The sequence below is a fragment of the Marinoscillum sp. genome (assembly GCF_965229915.1).
Lineage (GTDB): Bacteria > Bacteroidota > Bacteroidia > Cytophagales > Cyclobacteriaceae > Marinoscillum.
In genome coordinates, this window is record NZ_CBDDJZ010000001.1 from 4,650,679 (window position 1) to 4,664,768 (window position 14,090).

Here is a 14,090-nt window from a genome sequence, read left to right on the forward strand (position 1 = left end):
ACTAGAACTTGAAATTGTATGAAATAGCTACCAATGGTCTACCAATCACGATGAACTTGAAGGCATCAGTACCCCTGTCGGCATTGTTTCTTCTATAAAACACGGAGTACACATTTTTTCTAGCATAGATGTTGTAAACGGTTACGGACCAATTGGCCTCCACCTCTTTGTCCTTTTTTAGATTCGTTCCCATGTACAGGGTGAGGTCCAGTCGGTGATAATCCGGAATCCTGTATGTATTTCTCTGGCTATAATGCGCTACTGACAGATCATATAATCTGTAGGAGGTTTCTGGTACTGTGACAGGCCTGCCAGTGTTGTAAATATAGTTAGCAGATAAACTGAATCTTCTGGATAGTACTATGTTGTTGAAAACGTTGAGGTTATGTGGTTGATCAAAGTTGGTAGGGTAGTTATTTCCTTCATTGATCGCTTCCTGTGGGTCAGATGAAGTAACTCTATTAAACGATCTGGAGAAGGTATAATTGATCCATCCAGTTAGATCTCCAGTGTTTTTCTTCAATGATATTTCTAGGCCATAGGCATTGCCAGTTCCCTGAACTACTTCGCCTTCTAGGTCGGGGTTTCTGAATAAGTCTGCACCGTTCTTGTACTCGATCAGATTCTGTGTGAGCTTATAATAGACTTCTGATGAAAACTCGTAATCGTTTTTACTAGAGTTTTGAAAGTATCCAAGCGAAACCTGATCAGCAATGGTGGGTTTGATGAGTTCATTACTCAGCTTCCAGCTATCGATTGGAGTGATTGCAGTGGTGTTGGATATTTGATGAATGTATTGTCTCATTCTGTTGTAACCCAGCTTGATAGACCGGTAAGGGTTCAATCGGTAGTTCACCGAAAAGCGCGGTTCCAGACCGTGGTAAAATGCTGCATAAGTATCTAGACCGCCTTGAAAAAGCGAATATCTCATGCCAGCATAAACTGATAATGAAGGACTGAATTGGTACTGATCACTGACGAAAACCCCAATCTCATTACCACTCTCATCTGCCAGGGTTACCGGTTCTATTATTGAGTTATCTACAGGTTGATAATCTCCAGGACTAAGTGAATGATGAATCAACGACCCACCGAAAGAGAGCTGATGGCCACTAAATCCGAGGTAATCAAATTCTGATTGTACTTTGAAATCGTTGATTCCAGCAGATAGTTGATAAAGCTGGTTCTCATTGGACCTATCAAGCAGGTCATAATGATAACCGCTGTAGTTTATGATCAGATCATTTTGAAGGTTGTTTTTTGTAGAGCCAATCCATTGGATAGTGCCAATCGTATTACGGTAGCCATATTCAGCTTCACTAGCCAGGGTGAAGTCATCGTAACTTGTATAGCCTGAGGCAATTAGTCTGTGGTTTTCACTCAAAGTGTGATCGTACTTCATTGAAAGGTCTCCAAAGAAAGCAGAACTCTGTTTGAAGTCAGGATTATCGACTCGTCTGATGATTGTATTGGGGTATGCGGCTCTAATGGATGTGTTCAAGCTGCTTACTTTTTTCTTGATGGGAAGCTCCAGATTGAACCGAGAAGCTACCAGACCCACTCCACCATTACCTTTGATTTCATGCTTACTGGCACTTTTCAAATCAATATCGAGAGCTGAGGCAATTCTCCCACCATACTCAGCGGGAATCGATCCACGGTACAGTTGCACTTTATCAATGGCATCAGCACTTATTGCTGAGAAAAACCCGAAGAGATGCGATGAATTGTAAAGAGTTCCCTTTTCAAGGAGAATTAGGTTTTGACTAGCGCTACTCCCTCTTACATTAAACCCTGCAGCTCCTTCTCCAACTGTATTTACTCCAGGCATTGAAAGCAAGCTGCGCACTACATCAACCTCACCAAACATAGCTGGAAGTTTTTTGATTTCCTCTATGGTCATTTGCTCAGATCCGGCGATCACACTGGTCACGTTCTCGTCACGATCTTCTGGGGAGATGATGATCTCATCCAGTTGAGTGATGTCTTCATACATATTGAGGTTGAATTCTCCGTTTGAATTGAGCATGATAACAAAGGAGAGCTCGGAGTAACCCAAATACTTATATGTGATTGTTTGGACCCCCACTGGTAACTTAATGCTATAATTCCCCGACTGATCAGATACCGTAGAATACTCGTCTGTAAACACCGCCACTCCAGGAAGTGATTCTCCTGTCTCACCAGAAGAAATGGTACCAGATAAGACTGCTTCGGTTAAGCCAACTTTCACATCCCCAATTGCTATGATATTGGAGTTAGCGCTGGGAGTCTCCTCTTGATAAGAAAAAGTGGTAGACCCATCTTTAAGAAGGATTATGAGATCTGTGTCTCGAACAATGAAGCTGATTCCATAAGGCTTCAGTAAAGAAGTCAGAGTCTCATTGAGTTGGTTTTTAGATACCGATCCCGAGACTCTGATATCTTGTATCCACTCTTGTTTATATCTAAATTGAAGATTATAAGCTTTTCCAAGACGGTTAATGACCTGCTCTAGTGACTCATTCGAGAATGATAATTGTCCACCCGAATCCTGAGTTCGTCCACTCAGAGTTAAGACGAACATCAAAATAAGGGTTATGAGATATCTTGGAGTTTGCAAAGTGGAATTCTAGTTTGACATTTTCTACCTAAACATAGGTAATAATTCCATTGCACAGAAATTACTTTACTCAAAAAGGACTCTCAATCATCGGCACTTCTATTAAAAGAATTTTGGCATCTTCTGAAGCTTGTAATTTGAGCTCCCCTATGTCAGTAAAACCAGCAGCATCCCGCCGATCTAATTCTGTGTCATTGACCATAGCCTTACCTTCTATCATAAACACGTATACTCCATTGCTACCCTTATGCTTTTGGTAATTAATCGTATGATCGGCATCTAGATCCGTTAACGTAAACCATGCGTCTTGATTGATCCGAAGGGCTTGATCATCATCTGGAGCCACTACGGTTTGTAGTTTGTTTCTACGGTCTTTTGGTTCAAAGGTGATCTGTTGGTAGCGAGGTTCGATATCTCGCTCTTTTGGTAGGACCCAGATCTGCAGAAAGTTGACTCGGTCAGACTTGCTATGATTGTATTCGGAGTGTGTTAATCCATAGCCTGCGCTCATGATTTGCACATCCCCAGTTTTAATCACTTCTGTGTTGCCTGTACTATCTTTGTGTTCCAGATCACCTTCTAGTGGAATAGACACTATCTCCATGTTGTCATGAGGGTGTGTCCCAAAACCCATTCCTGCCTCCACTATATCATCATTCAAAACGCGTAGTGCTCCAAAATGTATCCGGTCTGGATTGTAATACCTTCCAAAGCTAAAAGTGTGCTTGCTCAGCAACCAACCAAAATTGGCCGTTCCGCGACTGTTTGCAGGATGCAAGGTGACCTGCTGTGTTTTATTTAAAGTCTCCATAGTAAATGATTTCGTTTAGTTCTTTTCTATTTCTTGGTGCTAGTTCTCGAGCTCTCAAATCTTCCGTGAGCTGATCCGGATTTCCTGGGTAACCCAAAGCTATGACTGTGACGGGTTCATAATCTTCCGGCAGATTGAACAACTCAGCCAGTTGAGATCTGTTGAATCCTCCCATTTGATGCAGGCCAAGTCCTTCGTGAGTTGCCTGGGCACTCAGATTGCCGATAGCCAGTCCAAGGTCATGTTTCGCTGAACCATTTGGTGCTCCGTTTCGTGTGTAGGTTTTTTTGATAAGTGTGGTTAGAAGAACCGGTGCCTTTGCAGCCCAGGGCTGATTGCCAGGCATGAGACTTTCAAACATGCGTTGATAGGCCGAGTCACCCTTGCGCCCAACAATGATGCGCCATGGCTGCTCGTTCATAGCTGAAGGTGCCCAACGCAACGCTTCAAAGAGTCTTTCGAGTGTGTCCTGAGTGATGCTTTCATCAGAAAAACTTCTTGGACTCCATCTATTTTTAATCACGTTTAGTATGGCATGATCAGTAGGTGTTTCTTTGTTATATGCTGTGATAACTTCCATGTGTACGTAACTGTAATTGTTTTACAATAGTTATTACGTACATACATTAAATGTAGTTACATATAAAAGGATCGTTAAGTAATCAGGCCCTCTCTCATACTTTGAGCCACCAGGTGGATACCATTGGCACAACCTGATTTTTTTAGCATATTTCTCTGGTGTGTTTTGACCGTATGTGGCGAAATATGAAGCACATCAGCTACCATATCGGCTGTGAGTCCATCAGCCATTAGCGACAGTATGTCGATTTCCCGGTCTGTCAAGTCCCATGCATGTGTGCTGTCTGGTGCAATGGATACCTCTTTGGCCAAACTCTGACGTGGTTTGAGCAGTTGGAGGTGATAGTCTTCAAATACCTTCTGTGTGGCGTTCATGATTGATCATTTAAATGGTTCAAGGTTCAAAGCTGTTGACGATTATATGCTGTTAGTTTATTGGTCCATTTCATGCAATACCTTCACCCAGTCTGCCTGACTTTTAATACCAAGTTTCATTCGGATATTTTTGCGATAGCCGTCGTAGGTGAGTTTGCTAATATTTAGTTGTTGGGAGATTTGATCCCTACTTTCGCCATCTGAAATCAACTGTAATACTTGGATTTCTCTAGGAGAAAGTATCTGGGCGATTTGATTGGCGGTCTTTTTCATACCCCCTAATTAAGGGGCTTTAAATGGGGTAAAGCAACTTTTTGTCGTGAATAGCAGGATTCCTTCCGTGAATGACACTAAGATTCTTGTGAAGCATTTAACCGATTGTGCACATGAGGCTTGTATTTCCTTGACATGCGTACCTCAGATCCATCGTTCATGACTAGTTTGTCAGCATACATCGCTTTAACATGGTCCAGATTCACAATAAAGCTACGGTGGGTTTGTAAGAAATATGCAGGCAACCTGTCTAATGCTTGACTTAAGGAGTTTCGATCGATTTCTTTTTTGCCAGAAGTGAGCACATATTCCAGATAATGGTCATCCGATTTGATGTAAACAATGTCACTTACATTGATAGTGGCTTTGCTATTAAGAAGAATGTAGCCGTCCTGTTGAGCTTTGGCTTTTACTTTTATCTTCTCTATCGTTTGCTTGAGTGAATGATTGTCTTGTTGCACCTGCTTCCCTTGATGGATGATTCTTTTGAGAATTACTCCCATAGCCACTGAAAGGACGCTTACCTCAACTAAAAAACCGACCATGATGGGATCATACCTCAATTCGTACTCATTTACCACACCATACTCTGCAACTATCTTACTCAGAATGGCCGATAAAAATAGTGAGTAGGCAAGCAGAAACATGTGGGATCTAAATTTCTCCACTTTCCGATAAGCTATGGATGCGGTGAAGGTGAAGGCGATACTGGTGGTAAATAGTGTATACCGAACCACAAACAACCTGGTGGCGTATTCAACAAATTCATCTGGAAAAAGAGCCCAAGCCACATATCCTAAACTGAAAAAAACCAACACACCGGTCATCACCTTGTGAAACATTGGCAGGGTTACTCGGGTGTTAAAAAAAGACCGCACATAAACGATCAATGCCATGACTGCTAACTGACCGGCTACCGGCAGAAAATGTCTGTTTACCTCTGGCAGATTCGGGATTAAGAATTGATACGAATAGCCCAAACGAGTAAAAAGCCAAAGACCAAATGATAGCAGGTAAAGACTGTATATAGCAAAAGTGGCATTGCGTACTATGAAGCTTAACACGAGCGAGGTAATAGCTACTAGTAGAATGATTCCAAAGTAAATGCTATTGACAAGATTCGTTTTGAAATGAGCTCTTGTGTAGGCCTTGTCATTGTATAGATACATTGGAAACCGCATAGCCGACTTAAATTTCTCCAGATGTATCAGCAATTTACCCGACGTTGAGGTATTAAGTTGTAAAGGGAAGACATAGGTGTTGCTAATGACAGGCCGCTGTTCGAAAACGAATCGATCACCAGTGGTAAACAGTAGGCTAGTCGAATCATCTTTTATTTCAAAAACTTCAATAAAATCCAGCTGTGGGTAGGCAATCTCCAGAAAAAGATCCGCTGGTGTGTTGAAATCATTTTCGATTTCAAACTGCACCCAATAATGGTCCAGTGGGTGATCCATGCCCGGGTTGATCCGCTCGTCAGATTGATCCATCTGACCTGAGTTGATTAGTTCTATTGCTTCCTGCCCAGTTAGAGATTTTGGCGTATGAAAGACCTGGAGGTGTTCATTGATCAAATACGGGTTATCTAGTTTTGAAGTCAGAATCTGCTCTTGAGCGGCAAGCGCCATTGACATCAAAACGGAAGCTAAGAAGATTAGGGGCCTATAGCATACGGTCTTAGAACAGGGAATTTTCATCAAGCGTCTCTGGCAGGTTGGGTCACCACAGCAATGATAAGACAAACAGATCCTTTAAGAGAAATGTTTGCCAGACAAACTGAATCTTATGTAGTCAGAATGAGAATTTTGAACCGGTGCACGCTGGCAGGGAGTTTATCAAAGATTCCATAAACAGTAGATCCTGATCCGGTCATGGAGGCGTAAATGGCACCAAGTTGATAGAGTTCTTCCTTTATTGCTTTAATTTCAGGGTGTCTTGGAAAGACTGATTCCTCAAAATCGTTACTCAGGTCATGTTTCCATGCATTCATTGACCCGGTAATTATTTTTTCAATCGGACAATCAGGAGCTTTTGGCTTCACATTGGCATAGGCTTCTTTGGTGCCAATGTGTATTCCAGGATTAAGAATTAATAAATACTTGCCGTTTAACTGGATCGAACAATCGGAGAATTCATCACCTGTACCACGTACGACTACTGGTTTGTTCTCGATAAAAAATGGACAGTCACTACCTAGTCTGCCTGCGTAGTTTTGTAACTGCTCTGTTGTTAGACTCAACTCAAACAGCTCGTTGAGGGTTTTGAGCGTGAATGAGCCATCTGCTGATCCACCTCCGAGTCCCGCACCCATGGGAATCACTTTGTGCAAATGAATATGAACCGGAGCTAAATCAAAGTCTTTTTGGAGAAGCTGATACGCCTGGATACAGAGGTTGTTATCTGAGGCTCCGGGGATCTCCAATCCAGTTGTTGTGAATTTGAACTTATCGGCTTTTACTATTTCCAGAGCATCGGCCCATGGAATAGGATAGAAGCAGCTTTCAATGTTGTGATAACCGTCTGGCCTTTTAGAGGTAATTCTAAGGCCAATATTGATTTTAGCGTTGGGGAAAGCGAGCATGTTTAGTCAATAGTTTGTCAGTCAAATAGTCCATAGTCCACAGGTTAAATGCATACGGTGCCTCAGTTACCATGGACTATGAACTATAATTCTATGGACTAGTCAATTACTTACCCATTTGCTCGATGATCTCTTCTGAGATACCCGTGGATGAATAACCACCATCGTGATATAGGTTTTGCATGGTGATCATCCTGCTCAGGTCAGAAAACAAGAAGATGCAGTAATTGGCACAGTCACCAGCCAGAGCATTGCCTAGTGGAGACATTTTGTCTGCAAAATCAAAGAAAGAGTCAAAACCTCCGATGCCCGATCCAGCGGTGGTTTTCGTTGGAGACTGACTGATCGTGTTCACACGTACTTTTTTAGCCTTACCCAGTCGGTATCCATAACCTCGTGCAATGGACTCCAATACGGCTTTTGCATCGGCCATATCTGTGTAGAATGGATACGTTTTTTGGGCCGCTATATAAGAAAGACCAACTACCGATCCCCATTCGCTAAGTGCATCTTGCTTTTCAGCCACGTGCATCATTTTGTGAAATGAAAGCGCAGAAACATCCAGTGATTTCTGAAACCAGTCATAGTTTAGATCTCCATATGACCTTCCTTTTCTAATATTTGGAGACATCCCAATGGAATGCAACACAAAGTCAATTTTGCCACCCAATACTTCCTGTGACTTAGAAAAAAGGTTTTCCAATTCCTCCACAGATGTGGCATCAGCAGGAATGATTTCACTTCCCGTTTTTTCAGCCAACTCATTGATCGCACCCATACGCATAGCAATTGGCGCATTGGTCAATGTGAAGGTTGCTCCCTCTTCATGTGCACGCTCTGCAACATGCCATGCAATTGAATTTTGATCAAGAGCTCCAGAAATGATACCTCTTTTCCCTTTTAGTAAGTTATTAGCCATTCGTATGATATTTTTTGTTTCAAAAATAGGGATTATGAGCCGAATAGGAAATCTATTTTCTCATTGCTACTCACTTACCCCACTTCATTGAGGAGGAAATTCCTACAACTGGATAGTTGGATTTCACTAAAATGGAAATCGGATAGATTTTCTGTAACAATAAAGTCGCATCGGGATTGTTCAGCGCTGTAGTATTGGATTCCATCTTCCAGATCCTGAACCTTTGGGTTTTGGATTGCTTTTAGTGTGCTGTTCTCATCTACAGTAGTGAGGCGGATATGATCCAGCAGGATGGTTATCTTTTTCTTAGCATGCTTCTGACCACTTTTTTTGGAGGCAAAGTAAAAGGCAATAGCAATGCAGGTAGGAGAAGTGTAGAGCTCAAAACCAAAGCGATCACTCAAGCTGAGCAACTTGGCGGCATATGGATAAAGTGGGTATTCCTTATTCAGTACAGCTACCAGGATATTCGCATCTATGAATACCTTCACTTCTTGCGGGATTCGTAATAGTCCTGCTTTAGCGAGGTTTTCTTCTTGGGCTTATATTCCGCCTGTCCTTCAGCGACCATATTTACCCAATCAGCTACAGGTAGGTCTTCTATGGATGAATACTCATTCTCGGCTATTCTTCGGTAGAGTATTTCTGTGAGTCTGGATAAACTAATCCCCTGAGCACTGGCATATGCTTTGGCTTTTTTAATGACCTCTTCATCAAAACTTAGTGTGACTTTTGTATCCATAGCTTCATCTTTACGTACAAAAATAAATTTATTTACGTAGAGTTACAAATGTCTTACTTTAATAGCTCACGAGCACTTTGTATCGCGCTTTCTCCAGGCTTTTCTCCGCCGATCATTTGGGCAATGGCCATCACTCGATCCTCTGATTCGAGTTTCTTAATCTTACTCACAGACTTGGAGGCCGAGTGATCTTTGTAGACAAAATAGTGCGCATCACCTCCGGCAGCAAACTGAGGCAAATGGCTGATGGAAATCACCTGATGACTCTGAGCCATTTCCTTCATCATATTGACCATTTGAAGGGCTATTTCTCCAGAGACTCCCGTATCAATTTCGTCAAAGATGATTGTAGGCATGGCTGTTTTATCTGCCAGCAAGTATTTGATAGAAAAAATTAGTCGAGAAAACTCCCCACCAGAGGCCACACTTTTCAGTTCGCGAGGTTCTACGCCTTTATTAGCTGAGAATAACATTTCTACTAAATCCAGTCCGTTGGCACCTGGTTCGTCTGGACTGATTTTGATCTCAATAGATCCGTTTTCTATTCCGAGTTTTTTGATCAAATCCACAATAGCTTTGGCAAAAGGATTAGCATGCTTAGTACGGCTTTCTGTAAGTTTCTTACCAGCGTTTAACATTTCTACTTCGGCTGACTTGAGGGCTTTCTCCGCCTTTGCAATCTCCTCATCTATATTGAGTACGCCTTGTAATTCAGCTTCCAGTTGCTCTTTGATTTCTAGTAGCTCGTCGGTATCAGTGACCTGATGCTTTTGTTGAAGTTTGAAAAGTAGATCTATGCGTTCCTTCACGATTTGGAGCCTTTCTGGATCTAGCTCTACCCGGTCCTGCTCATTGGTAATATCTCTGGCGATATCTTCCAGTTCAATACTGGTGCTGTTAATCCGTTCGTAGAGCTCCTCCAGTTTTTTGGAGAATCCTCTAAGGCTTGATAGGAGCGGAAGGGATTGCTTCATTTGGTTGATCAAGGAGAACTCAGACTCGTCCAGGAGTTGGGTCAATTGTGCCAGATTCATTTTGATTTCCTCGGCGTTTTCTAACACTTCGAGTTCTTCTTCCAGTTCTGGGAGCTCACCTTTTACCAGCTTGGCTTCATCCAGTTCGTTGAAGAGAAACTGTTTGTAATCCTGATCTTTGGAGCTTTCCTGTGACTGTTTCTGTAGTTTTTTGTAGTTCGTCTGAGCCTTCTCAAATGCTTCAAATCTTTGTTGATACGCTACAAGCAAGTCTTGGTGACCAGCATAGATATCCAGAATTTCCAATTGATAAGTGTTGTCTCCCAGGTGAAGTGATTCATGCTGGGAGTGAATGTCCATCAAGTGTACTCCTATGGCTTTCAAGATGTCCAGTGTAACTGGAGTGTCATTGACAAACGCTCGAGATTTGCCCGATGGGCTGATCTCTCTACGAATAATGCATTCGTACTCAAAATCAAGTTCATTTTCCTCAAAAAGAGATTTGATCTGGTAGCTTTTGATGTCAAAGGTTCCCTCCACTACACATTTCTCCTCTTCTGTAAAGAGGGCTTTGGTATCCGCTCTGTTTCCCAGAAGCAAGCCTACCGCGCCAAGCATAATGGATTTTCCGGCTCCCGTTTCCCCCGTGATGATGTTGAGGTTTTTGGAGGGACTCATCTCCAGTTGTTGGATCAGTGCATAGTTTTTGATCGAAAGGGATTTGATCATGAATAGATTGCCTTTTCTTCACCCCAGATCTCCTCGATCTGAGTAATCGGCAAATCTAATATATGACCTTTACTATTCTTTACTTTTAGTACCTCCGATTTTAGGGATAGTGGAGTGGCAAAGTAAACTGCGTCATTCTTCAGGATAAAATTGTACATCCTCTGATTACCGACCAACTCTGAGAGCTGTGAAGACTCATAACGTATTTGACGCTTGGCCATGATTATTCGAGTATCTTTTTGAACGTATCAGACTTACTCGGGTCGATTTTCGATAGGATGTCGTAAGACTGTTTTTTCTGAGTAGGTGTTCCTTCCTTGAAGATTTGCGCAAGCTCTTCAGACTTGGCATCCAAAAAACTAATGGTGATGATGGATCTTGGTCTGGATTGATTAGCTGTTTGAATCGCTTTCAGTCCTTCCAGAATGTTGGCTCTGGCTGTTTCAGGGTCCTCACTAAAAATATCAAGTCCTTGGATGTGATACTTGTACAGTGCTTTTCTAAGTGGTTCGAAATTACTGTTTATCAGGTTTTCGTTTAGCCAGTAGCGGTTTCTTACGCTATTGAACTGTGACCAACCCTGGTAATTAGAGTTTTGTGCATTGAGCACAATTTGGTTGGCTATCTGATAATATCGGGTGCCACCGAGTTCTGAAAAGGAATCATAATCCAATCCTATAATGGTGTAAGCGTAATAAGCCAGTAAAGAAGTGATGTTATTGGTGAAGGAGTTTTCATTGAACTGAAGGGGCTGAGATTGAAGGTATTCAAACTGCCAGTCACGATCTGCAAAGTTGAATAAGACCGTCTCATAATCGGTATTGTAAACTGGTCTGGAAGACAGAATCTGTACAGAGGCTCCCCATCTCCCAGAACTTGGTACGGATTCGTTTGGGTCTAGGGTAATGATGATATTGCAATCAATGCGTTCTTCCTGTGTAAATTCGTCTTCGGTCCACTTACGATTATTGATGAATTGTGCAAAAGCTGTTTCCATGTCGGTGAAAACATTACGCTCTGTGGTTTGAATGCGGTCCGCATTGACCACCACACGACAGTTAAGCTCCTGTGAAAACACAGAGCTACTGATCATTAAACATAATCCGATGATCAACTTATTCATTGAGGGCCTTTTCCAGTAAGTCTACTAAATCTTTAGCTACTTCTGCTTTACTCTTCAACTCAAAATGAGACACATTATTATGTCGGTCGAAGATAGAAACTTTGTTGGTGTCATGTGCGAATCCAGCTCCTTCATGATTGAGTGAGTTCAAGACAATCATATCCAGGTTTTTCTTCTCAAGCTTGCTTACAGCATTAACTTCCTCTTCATCGGTTTCCAGAGCAAAACCAATAGTAAACTGGTGTTTTTTTACGGCACCAAGTTGTTTGGCAATGTCTGGATTAGGAGCCAATACAATATCCAGGTCACTTTCTTTCTTCTTAATCTTGGATTTGGCTACATTTTTCGGCTTGTAGTCTGCCACCGCTGCAGTAAAAATGGCTACATCAGATTCTGGGAAGTATGCTTTAGCAGCTTCAAACATCTCATCTGCAGAAGTAACTTTAGTGACTTGTATTTGCGCATGTTTGGGGTAATGTCCGGTTGGCCCGGATACAAACTGTACTTCTGCACCTCTTGCCACCAACTCCATGGCGATTGCTCTGCCCATTTTGCCGGTACTATGATTGCCTATGAACCGAACCGGATCGATGGCCTCATGAGTAGGTCCAGAAGTCATGAGTACTTGTTTTCCCTTTAGCGACTGGCTTTGTCTGAAGTGATTTTCTACATGTCGTAGGATGTGCTCAGGCTCAGCCATTCTTCCTTCTCCGTTCAGGCCACTGGCCAACTCACCATCTTCAGCATCAACGATGAGGTTTCCGTAATCCTTGAGCGTTTTCAGATTTTTGACAGTGGCCGGATGCTTGTACATATCCAGGTCCATGGCTGGACAGATCATGACAGGGCACCTGGCGGAGAGATAAACGGCTGATACCAGATTGTCACAGGCACCAGTAGCAAATTTGGATAAGGTGTTGGCACTAGCTGGAGCTACCACCATCAGGTCCGCCCACAACCCTAACTCCACATGGTTATTCCATTCGCCCATATCGTTCTTCTCAAAAGAGGAGAGGGCTGGTTTTTTCGAAAGGGTAGAAAGGGTGAGCGGAGTGATAAATGATTTGGCGCTTTCAGTCATGATGACCTGCACCTCGGCACCTGCTTTGATAAGTAAGCGCACAAAAAAAGCGGTCTTATAGGCTGCTATAGAGCCACAAACCGCTATTAATACTTTTTTACCGTCCAGCATTGCTGGTCAATTAAGCTTCTTCCTCTTCTTCCGGAGATCTGAATGACACTTTTCCATCTACAAACTCTTCGATAGCCACTGTAGAGGGTTTTGGCATTCTTTCGTAGAATTTAGAGATTTCAATCTGCTCTCTATTTTCAAAGATCTCTTCCAGGTTGTCAACAGAAGATGCGAATTCTGCTAGTTTTGAATTCAATTCTTCCTTTTGCTGAGCAGCGATCTGTCTAGCTCTTTTGCCAATTACTACGATGGATTCGTAGATGTTGCCACTAGGTTCAGCAATTTTCTCGTTATCTCTGGTAACAATAGATGCGTTTACAGCCATGTTCTTTTATTGATTCTGATTATTTTGATCGGCAAAGATAGTCAATTGTTTTAAGCTTTTGGTATAAAATTCCTCCGCCTGTCTTAAATATGGACTATCCGGGTATCGGTCTACCATTCGTTCATATCTGTCCACTGTATTTCTATACCGCTCTTCCTTCTTGGTGGGGATACTTACTTCTGCCAGATCAAATGCCGTTTGTACCGCTAGAAATGCTATTTCCGGATTGTATTTGGAGTCTGGATAATCCCTGGCAAAGTTGTCAAAAGCGATCAATGCTGCTTTATATCGTCTCAGTTGGAAATACAACTTGGCATTATCATAAGCCTTGGTTTCGAGCTTTATTTGCAACTCATCAATGAGACCCTCTGCTTTTTCAGCATATTTTGAAAACGGGTATTTGTTCAAGAAAATCTGCAATGCAGCAATGGCTTCATAGGTGCTGGTTTGGTCTAGGCTGGCTTGTGGTGACTGCATGTACAGCGAGTACGCATGCATGTACGCAGCTTCCTCTACATACTCACTACGTCCGTAGATTTCGGTAAATGTTTTGAAGTAGTGAGCACTGAGAATGTGCTGATTCTGATAAAAATAGGTGTAAGCATAAATGAAGTTTGCCTTCTCAGCTTCTTCAGTACCCCGGATGATAGGGAGGATTTCTTCCAGCAAAACGCTCGATCGGTAATAGTCTTTATCCTCATAATAGGCCAGTGCCGCCTCATACTTCTCCTTCCAGTCGGTGCTTTTTTGTAATTTTCTGAACTTGGTACAGGAAGCACCCACCAAAATCAGTGTAATCAATGCAATATTTCTAACAGTTGTCCTCATATCTCTCAATTGGTCGCAAACTTAGGTCAATCTTTGT

General features: G+C 42.3%; 16 protein-coding genes. All 16 read right to left on the minus strand.

What is annotated here, in order from left to right; translation table 11 throughout:
• Window position 1: 1 nt before the first annotated feature.
• Window positions 2-2,566: a carboxypeptidase-like regulatory domain-containing protein gene (locus ACO067_RS19860; protein ID WP_421877415.1), complete on the minus strand. Its 2,565-nt coding sequence runs from the start codon at window positions 2,564-2,566 to the stop codon at window positions 2-4.
• 106 nt (window positions 2,567-2,672) lie between these two features.
• Window positions 2,673-3,413: a pirin family protein gene (locus ACO067_RS19865; protein WP_421877417.1), complete on the minus strand. Its 741-nt coding sequence runs from the start codon at window positions 3,411-3,413 to the stop codon at window positions 2,673-2,675.
• Window positions 3,397-3,993, minus strand: a complete 597-nt coding sequence (locus ACO067_RS19870) for a nitroreductase family protein (RefSeq protein WP_421877420.1) — start codon at window positions 3,991-3,993, stop codon at window positions 3,397-3,399. Before ACO067_RS19870 ends, ACO067_RS19865 begins: the two co-directional genes overlap by 17 nt.
• Window positions 3,994-4,067: 74 nt before the next feature.
• Entirely contained in the window at window positions 4,068-4,367 is a 300-nt protein-coding gene (locus ACO067_RS19875) for a response regulator transcription factor (protein ID WP_421877422.1), read from the minus strand.
• A 57-nt stretch (window positions 4,368-4,424) separates the two neighbouring features.
• Window positions 4,425-4,640: a response regulator transcription factor gene (locus tag ACO067_RS19880; RefSeq protein ID WP_421877425.1), complete on the minus strand. Its 216-nt coding sequence runs from the start codon at window positions 4,638-4,640 to the stop codon at window positions 4,425-4,427.
• Between the two features lie 77 nt (window positions 4,641-4,717).
• Window positions 4,718-6,274, minus strand: coding sequence for a 7TM diverse intracellular signaling domain-containing protein (locus tag ACO067_RS19885; protein ID WP_421877427.1), 1,557 nt, complete (start codon window positions 6,272-6,274; stop codon window positions 4,718-4,720).
• A 149-nt stretch (window positions 6,275-6,423) separates the two neighbouring features.
• Window positions 6,424-7,221, minus strand: a complete 798-nt coding sequence (ispE, locus tag ACO067_RS19890) for a 4-(cytidine 5'-diphospho)-2-C-methyl-D-erythritol kinase (protein ID WP_421877429.1) — start codon at window positions 7,219-7,221, stop codon at window positions 6,424-6,426.
• A 106-nt stretch (window positions 7,222-7,327) separates the two neighbouring features.
• A complete protein-coding gene (locus ACO067_RS19895; protein ID WP_421877432.1) occupies window positions 7,328-8,140 on the minus strand; it encodes an enoyl-ACP reductase FabI in 813 nt (270 codons plus the stop codon).
• Window positions 8,141-8,214: 74 nt separating this feature from the next.
• Window positions 8,215-8,631: a type II toxin-antitoxin system VapC family toxin gene (locus ACO067_RS19900; protein ID WP_421877435.1), complete on the minus strand. Its 417-nt coding sequence runs from the start codon at window positions 8,629-8,631 to the stop codon at window positions 8,215-8,217.
• Window positions 8,628-8,882 carry a DUF6364 family protein gene (locus tag ACO067_RS19905; RefSeq protein WP_421877437.1) on the minus strand — a complete coding sequence of 85 codons (255 nt, stop codon included), beginning with the start codon at window positions 8,880-8,882 and terminating at the stop codon, window positions 8,628-8,630. Before ACO067_RS19905 ends, ACO067_RS19900 begins: the two co-directional genes overlap by 4 nt.
• A 53-nt stretch (window positions 8,883-8,935) precedes the next feature.
• A complete protein-coding gene (recN, locus tag ACO067_RS19910; protein ID WP_421877439.1) occupies window positions 8,936-10,585 on the minus strand; it encodes a DNA repair protein RecN in 1,650 nt (549 codons plus the stop codon).
• Window positions 10,582-10,806: a hypothetical protein gene (locus tag ACO067_RS19915; RefSeq protein ID WP_421877441.1), complete on the minus strand. Its 225-nt coding sequence runs from the start codon at window positions 10,804-10,806 to the stop codon at window positions 10,582-10,584. The genes recN and ACO067_RS19915 overlap by 4 nt, the downstream gene beginning before the upstream one ends.
• 2 nt (window positions 10,807-10,808) lie before the next feature.
• Entirely contained in the window at window positions 10,809-11,708 is a 900-nt protein-coding gene (locus tag ACO067_RS19920; protein ID WP_421877443.1) for a DUF4835 family protein, read from the minus strand.
• Window positions 11,701-12,900 (minus strand): bifunctional phosphopantothenoylcysteine decarboxylase/phosphopantothenate--cysteine ligase CoaBC, encoded by a 1,200-nt coding sequence (coaBC, locus tag ACO067_RS19925; RefSeq protein WP_421877445.1) that lies wholly within the window; start codon window positions 12,898-12,900, stop codon window positions 11,701-11,703. Before coaBC ends, ACO067_RS19920 begins: the two co-directional genes overlap by 8 nt.
• A gap of 10 nt (window positions 12,901-12,910) precedes the next feature.
• Window positions 12,911-13,225: a DNA-directed RNA polymerase subunit omega gene (locus tag ACO067_RS19930; protein ID WP_421877447.1), complete on the minus strand. Its 315-nt coding sequence runs from the start codon at window positions 13,223-13,225 to the stop codon at window positions 12,911-12,913.
• 6 nt (window positions 13,226-13,231) lie between these two features.
• Window positions 13,232-14,053 carry an outer membrane protein assembly factor BamD gene (locus tag ACO067_RS19935; RefSeq protein ID WP_421877449.1) on the minus strand — a complete coding sequence of 274 codons (822 nt, stop codon included), beginning with the start codon at window positions 14,051-14,053 and terminating at the stop codon, window positions 13,232-13,234.
• Between the last annotated feature and the right edge of the window lie 37 nt (window positions 14,054-14,090).

Excerpts from the sequence above, each read along its gene's own strand:
- ACO067_RS19860 (WP_421877415.1), bottom strand. The coding sequence starts at position 2,566 with ATGTTCGTCTTAACTCTGAGTGGACGAACTCAGGATTCGGGTGGACAA.
- ACO067_RS19865 (WP_421877417.1), bottom strand. The coding sequence starts at position 3,413 with ATGGAGACTTTAAATAAAACACAGCAGGTCACCTTGCATCCTGCAAAC.
- ACO067_RS19870 (WP_421877420.1), bottom strand. The coding sequence starts at position 3,993 with ATGGAAGTTATCACAGCATATAACAAAGAAACACCTACTGATCATGCC.
- ACO067_RS19875 (WP_421877422.1), bottom strand. The coding sequence starts at position 4,367 with ATGAACGCCACACAGAAGGTATTTGAAGACTATCACCTCCAACTGCTC.
- ACO067_RS19880 (WP_421877425.1), bottom strand. The coding sequence starts at position 4,640 with ATGAAAAAGACCGCCAATCAAATCGCCCAGATACTTTCTCCTAGAGAA.
- ACO067_RS19885 (WP_421877427.1), bottom strand. The coding sequence starts at position 6,274 with ATGTCAATGGCGCTTGCCGCTCAAGAGCAGATTCTGACTTCAAAACTA.
- ispE (WP_421877429.1), bottom strand. The coding sequence starts at position 7,221 with ATGCTCGCTTTCCCCAACGCTAAAATCAATATTGGCCTTAGAATTACC.
- ACO067_RS19895 (WP_421877432.1), bottom strand. The coding sequence starts at position 8,140 with ATGGCTAATAACTTACTAAAAGGGAAAAGAGGTATCATTTCTGGAGCT.
- ACO067_RS19905 (WP_421877437.1), bottom strand. The coding sequence starts at position 8,882 with ATGGATACAAAAGTCACACTAAGTTTTGATGAAGAGGTCATTAAAAAA.
- recN (WP_421877439.1), bottom strand. The coding sequence starts at position 10,585 with ATGATCAAATCCCTTTCGATCAAAAACTATGCACTGATCCAACAACTG.
- ACO067_RS19915 (WP_421877441.1), bottom strand. The coding sequence starts at position 10,806 with ATGGCCAAGCGTCAAATACGTTATGAGTCTTCACAGCTCTCAGAGTTG.
- ACO067_RS19920 (WP_421877443.1), bottom strand. The coding sequence starts at position 11,708 with ATGAATAAGTTGATCATCGGATTATGTTTAATGATCAGTAGCTCTGTG.
- coaBC (WP_421877445.1), bottom strand. The coding sequence starts at position 12,900 with ATGCTGGACGGTAAAAAAGTATTAATAGCGGTTTGTGGCTCTATAGCA.
- ACO067_RS19930 (WP_421877447.1), bottom strand. The coding sequence starts at position 13,225 with ATGGCTGTAAACGCATCTATTGTTACCAGAGATAACGAGAAAATTGCT.
- ACO067_RS19935 (WP_421877449.1), bottom strand. The coding sequence starts at position 14,053 with ATGAGGACAACTGTTAGAAATATTGCATTGATTACACTGATTTTGGTG.